Annotated in this window: 1 protein-coding gene; it reads right to left on the bottom strand. The window is 66.2% G+C overall.

Annotation, left to right across the window (positions count from 1 at the left end):
- Positions 1 to 178: 178 nt before the first annotated feature.
- Positions 179 to 1,452 (bottom strand): M28 family metallopeptidase (locus VA603_RS11435; protein ID WP_323438914.1); only part of this gene is annotated, 1,274 nt, incomplete at its 5' end.

The raw sequence follows: 1,452 nt of genomic DNA, 5'->3' as shown, positions 1-1,452 counted from the left end.
AGCCACAACGCGCGTTTCCATCTGCCAGCGTCCGCCATCCGTGTTCCCTTGTCGCGATAAGGCCTGACCTTAAGGGTTGGGGTGGTGACGGGGGAATCAATGGCCGTGATTGGGGTGCCCTTGGGTGCCCAAAGCCCAATCCCCCTCCCGTTTCCGGGAGAGGGGCTCAGGGCGTGCGTTACCTGCGCTCGGCCGCGCTGGCATCGCGCGTGGCGCGGAATGCCTCTTCCGGGCTCCAGTTCGGCCAGTCACGCGAATTGGCCAGCTTCTCGCCCAGGGTGTAGACCACTTCCAGATCACGCACCGCGCCGGCGAAGGTCCAGTCGGCCTGCCATTCGTCGCCCTGCTGGTGGTAGCGCTTGGCGGTGTAGTCGTCGGAGGCCTTCTTGCCGGCTTCCACGCCACCATCGATCCAGTCCTGGCCGGCCGAATACGACAACGCCGGCACGCCACGCTTGGCGAACGGGAAGTGGTCGGAGCGGAAGAACAGGCCCGCCTCCGGCTTCGGGTCCGGCGTGTAGTGCAGGTCCCATCCCTTGGCCACGTCCTTGAGCTGGTCCAGCAGTTCCATCTTCGCCGAACCGTAGATGCCGAAGTCACGCGACGGGCTGTACGGCGCCATGCCGTCCATGTTGATCACCGCCACCGTCCTGGACAACGGGTACAGCGGGTTGCTGGCGTAGTACTCCGAGCCCAGTAGGCCCTTTTCCTCGGCCGTCACCGCCAGGAACACCACCGAGCGCTGCGGCTTGGGCTGCGTGGCGAAGCCGCGGGCCAGCTCGACCAGCGCGGCGGTGCCGCTGGCGTTGTCCATGGCACCGTTGAAGATACGGTCACCGCGTGCATCCGGCTCGCCCACGCCGATGTGGTCCCAGTGCGCGCTGTAGATCACCGTCTCGTCCGGGTGGGTGCTGCCTTCCAGCCGCGCCACCACGTTGTGCGAGGTGATCACCTCGTTGTGGACCTGGTAGTTGGCCGAGAACGTCTCGCCCTTGATCTCCACCGGCTGGAAGTCGCGCGATTGCGCCTGCTTCTTCAGCGTTTCGAAATCCAGGCCGGCGCGCTTGAACATCGCCACCGCCAGGTCACGCTGGATCCAGCCTTCCAGCGCCGGATGCGCCTCGGCGGGCTTGTCGCGCACCACGTCGAACATGGTGTTGGTGTTGGAACCGGCCACCGTCGCCCAGCCGTAGGACGCCGGTGCGGTTTCGTGGACGATCAGCACGCCGGCCGCGCCCTGGCGCGCGCCTTCCTCGTACTTGTAGGTCCAGCGGCCGTAGTAGGTCATGCCCTTGCCGTCGAAATCACCCACGCCGGTCTCGAAGTCCGGGTCGTTGATCAGCACCACGGCGATCTTGCCCTTCAGGTCCACGCCCTTGAAGTCGTCCCAGTTGCGTTCCGGCGCCTTGACGCCGTAGCCCAGGAACACCAGCGGCGCGTCGGTGATGGCCA

The organism is Stenotrophomonas capsici, from assembly GCF_034961085.1.
Lineage (GTDB): Bacteria > Pseudomonadota > Gammaproteobacteria > Xanthomonadales > Xanthomonadaceae > Stenotrophomonas > Stenotrophomonas capsici.
The sequence above is the reverse complement of the archived record's forward strand: the minus strand, read 5'-3'. Positions and strand labels throughout refer to the sequence as shown.